The sequence below is a fragment of the Shigella sp. FC1544 genome (assembly GCF_001722145.1).
Taxonomy (GTDB): Bacteria; Pseudomonadota; Gammaproteobacteria; order Enterobacterales; family Enterobacteriaceae; genus Escherichia; species Escherichia coli.
The window spans coordinates 1-3,132 of record NZ_MECT01000191.1; the positions used below are offsets into that span (position 1 = coordinate 1).

5 protein-coding genes and 2 pseudogenes are annotated in these 3,132 nt (G+C 42.4%); 4 read left to right on the plus strand and 3 right to left on the minus strand.

Annotated elements, in window-relative coordinates; translation table 11 throughout:
- On the plus strand, window positions 1-256 hold a 256-nt coding region (locus tag BGK49_RS11330), incomplete at its 5' end, for an integrase core domain-containing protein (RefSeq protein ID WP_140443768.1).
- Between the two features lie 36 nt (window positions 257-292).
- Here BGK49_RS11330 and csgC read toward each other — a convergent pair.
- The 3 genes and pseudogenes from csgC to csgB form a co-directional block, all read right to left on the minus strand.
- Window positions 293-373, minus strand: a pseudogene (gene csgC / locus BGK49_RS26595) (curli assembly chaperone CsgC); the annotation flags it as partial.
- A gap of 58 nt (window positions 374-431) precedes the next feature.
- The gene (gene csgA, locus BGK49_RS11335) at window positions 432-887 is read right to left on the minus strand and encodes a curli major subunit CsgA (protein ID WP_000771440.1); all 456 of its coding nucleotides are present in this window, start codon (window positions 885-887) and stop codon (window positions 432-434) included.
- Between the two features lie 40 nt (window positions 888-927).
- Window positions 928-1,383, minus strand: a complete 456-nt coding sequence (gene csgB / locus BGK49_RS11340) for a curli minor subunit CsgB (RefSeq protein ID WP_005043108.1) — start codon at window positions 1,381-1,383, stop codon at window positions 928-930.
- Between the two features lie 753 nt (window positions 1,384-2,136).
- On the opposite strand from csgB, the gene csgD reads away from it, so the two are divergent.
- The 3 genes and pseudogenes from csgD to BGK49_RS26605 form a co-directional block, all read left to right on the plus strand.
- Window positions 2,137-2,787, plus strand: a complete 651-nt coding sequence (gene csgD / locus BGK49_RS11350; protein ID WP_000481487.1) for a biofilm master transcriptional regulator CsgD — start codon at window positions 2,137-2,139, stop codon at window positions 2,785-2,787.
- A gap of 4 nt (window positions 2,788-2,791) precedes the next feature.
- A pseudogene (locus BGK49_RS11355) lies at window positions 2,792-2,911 on the plus strand (curli production assembly/transport protein CsgE); the annotation flags it as partial.
- 56 nt (window positions 2,912-2,967) lie between these two features.
- The coding region (locus tag BGK49_RS26605; protein WP_047664789.1) for an IS1 family transposase at window positions 2,968-3,132 on the plus strand (165 nt) is incomplete at its 3' end.

The window sequence follows — 3,132 nt, forward strand, 5'->3', positions numbered from 1 at the left end:
CATACAGGAGCAGTCTGGTCTGAAAACATCAATGTCGCGTAAAGGTAACTGTTACGACAACGCTCCGATGGAAAGCTTCTGGGGAACGCTGAAAAATGAGAGCCTGAGCCACTATCGTTTTAATAACCGGGATGAAGCCATCTCAGTAATACGGGAATACATTGAGATTTTCTACAATCGTCAGCGTCGTCACTCTCGTCTGGGGAATATCTCCCCGGCAGCCTTCAGGGAAAAATATCATCAGATGGCTGCTTAAAAAAAGAACAAATGGTAGTGTCCGCTATTGCCAGTACACCTCATACACATCCCCTTGCTGGGTCGTATTAAAGGTTATCTGACTGGAAAGTGCCGCAAGGAGTAATAACGCATTCATATTCTTCTCCCGAAAAAAAACAGGGCTTGCGCCCTGTTTCTGTAATACAAATGATGTATTAGTACTGATGAGCGGTCGCGTTGTTACCAAAGCCAACCTGAGTCACGTTGACGGAGGAGTTAGATGCAGTCTGGTCAACTGCAGCACCGTTGCCACCACCGAACTGTTTAACCGTCATTTCAGAATTTTTGCCGTTCCACTGATCAAGAGTAGCGCTATTACCGAAGCCACGTTGGGTCAGATCGATTGAGCTGTCATCTGAGCCCTGACCAACATCTGCACCATTACCGCCGCCATGCTGGGTAATAGTCAAGTCAGTGTTACGGGCATCAGTTTGCAGAGCAAGTGCAGAGTTACCGCCACCGTACTGGTAAATGTTCAGCTCAGAATTTGGGCCGCTATTATTACCGCCACCACCGTGGTTACCGCCGCCGCCGTACTGAGGAACAACACCTGCCAGAGCGCTACCGGAGAATACGATTGCTGCAATTGCTGCTACTTTTAAAAGTTTCATGTAAAACCCCCATCGGATTGATTTAAAAGTCGAATGGAAATTAACGTTGTGTCACGCGAATAGCCATTTGCGACTGTCTCTGCACTACAATTGCCGTTTTTTGAGTACCATACTGTGTAATATTTGCTTTATTACCAGAACCTTTCTGGATAATCATCGCAGTATTACCATAAGCACCTTGCGAAATACTGGCATCGTTGGCACTGCCCGCCTGATCAATATATGCAAGGTTATAATCTCCTGTCTGGTCAATCTTTGCCCGATTGCTACTACCTTCTTGCGCAACAACCGCCAAAAGTTTTGAGCCTCCCTGCAGTAACTGAGCACTATTATTCGTCCCAGCTTGACCAATTATGGCTGCCTGATTAAATGCAGACTTACTCAATTCATTTACCGCGAAGTTATATTCTGAATTAGCTAAATCATAACCTGCTGCGGCTGCAATCCCAGGCGCACCCAGTATTGTTAACATCATAAATAACAATTTGTTTTTCATGTTGTCACCCTGGACCTGGTCGTACATTTAAGAAATTAAATCATTTCAACTTGGTTGTTAACGCAACCTGTATTTTGTTAACGCTGCGTTACGATGGAAAGTATGTCTGCGGAAATATTTTTAATAACTCACCCGCGCGTTGTATTTTTCTTTTTTTGTTCATACAAAAGTATTAAAACCCACGTAAATACGCTGTTATCTACGCAAAAAATATTTTGTTTTCTTTTAAATCTCCGTTTTCCGCTATCAAAAATCACCAGACAGTCATTTTTCTTGCCCGTCGCTGATTGCTGCGATATGTCTTGCGCACAAGCCGTGACAAACCTCGTCTTTTTGGAGTAAAAATTTGTCCACGGAGGTGCGGAGAAAAAACAAGAACGTTTTACATGACGAAAGGACTACACAGAAATATTTTTTATATGTATTATTAGTAAGTTATCACCATTTGTATGATTTTTTAAAATTGTGCAATAAAAACCAAATGTACAACTTTTCTATCATTTCTAAACTTAATAAAACCTTAAGGTTAACATTTTAATATAACAAGTTACATTTAGTTACATGTTTAACACTTGATTTAAGTTTTGTAATGGCTAGATTGAAATCAGATGTAATCCATTAGTTTTATATTTTACCCATTTAGGGCTGATTTATTACTACACACAGCAGTGCAACATCTGTCAGTACTTCTGGTGCTTCTATTTTAGAGGCAGCTGTCAGGTGTGCGATCAATAAAAAAAGCGGGGTTTCATCATGTTTAATGAAGTCCATAGTATTCATGGTCATACATTATTGTTGATCACTAAACCTTCTTTGCAGGCGACAGCTCTCTTGCAGCACCTTAAACAATCGCTGGCAATTACAGGAAAATTACATAATATTCAACATTCTCTGGACGATATCTCTTCAGGCTCTATTATTCTTCTGGATATGATGGAAGCAGATAAAAAGCTTATCCATTATTGGCAGGATACTTTGAGCAGGAAAAACAACGATATCAAAATATTGTTGCTAAATACGCCTGAAGATTACCCGTACCGCGACATTGAAAACTGGCCTCATATCAACGGCGTTTTTTATTCCATGAAGGATCAAGAACGTGTTGTCAATGGGTTGCAAGGCGTCCTGCGCGGCGAATGCTACTTTACGCAAAAGCTTGCCAGCTACTTGATTACGCATTCAGGTAACTATCGTTATAACAGCACGGAATCAGCCCTCCTTACTCATCGGGAAAAAGAGATCCTGAATAAGCTGCGTATCGGCGCGTCTAATAACGAGATCGCTCGTTCGTTGTTCATCAGCGAAAATACGGTTAAAACGCATCTTTATAATCTTTTCAAGAAGATAGCCGTAAAAAACCGGACACAAGCGGTTTCCTGGGCAAACGATAACCTCAGGCGATAAAGCCATGAAACGTTATTTACGCTGGATTGTGGCGGCAGAATTTCTGTTCGCCGCAGGGAATCTTCACGCCGTTGAGGTAGAAGTCCCGGGATTGCTAACTGACCATACTGTTTCATCTATTGGCCGGTAATGCTGCCAACTTACTGATTTAGTGTATGATGGTGATTTTAAGGTGCTTGCGTGGCTTCCATTTCCATCAGATGTCCTTCCTGCTCCGCTACTGAAGGCGTGGTGCGTAACGGCAAAAGCACTGCCGGACATCAGCGCTATCTCTGCTCTCATTGCCGTAAAACATGGCAACTACAGTTCACTTACACCGCCTCTCAGCCCGGTACGCACCAGAAA